This is a genomic window from Treponema sp. R8-4-B8, from assembly GCF_054786175.1.
Map to the genome: position 1 here is coordinate 1 of NZ_BDHE01000324.1, position 488 is coordinate 488.

The 488-nt window shown below is 48.0% G+C and carries 1 protein-coding gene; it reads right to left on the reverse strand.

All coding sequences use genetic code 11. The features are described 5' to 3' along the window. Positions 1-178 precede the first annotated feature (178 nt). A partial coding sequence (locus ACYVRA_RS08610; RefSeq protein ID WP_461252307.1) for a nuclease/transposase family protein occupies positions 179-488 on the reverse strand: 310 nt, incomplete at its 5' end.

A 488-nucleotide genomic window follows, 5' to 3' on the forward strand; every position in this document is an offset into this window, starting at 1 on the left:
GCTCAAGAAGTTGGAGAAGCTCGCTACCGACAAGTCGTTCCGCAAGGAGTGGGCGGAGGCTAAGCTCGCCGCGAAGAAGGCGTTCGTGGATAAGATTTACAAGCTGTCTCTTATACACATCTAGATGTGTATAAGAGACAGCCATCAACATTTCGGTTGCCATTTTTATATCCTCCGTTCACAATCCCAAGATACCATTGACATCTTGTTCAGAGAGTCTGGTAGCCTTAGCGATAGTTTTAACGTCGAATCCCTCTTGGTACATATTTTCGACGATCTTACGTCGTTCCTCAATTTCGCCCTCCTCCTTCGCGTTCAGCAAATCCGACATTCTGTCAGTCTCGTACATCCGGCGGCTCCTCATTATGGCGCGCTGCCTCTCGTCTTGGCTTATCTCCATCAACATTTCGGTCGCCATTTTTATATCCTCCTTCGTTTGGATAAGGTTGTTTATTAAATCCCTTTTAGCGGGGTCGGCGGCGGAACAG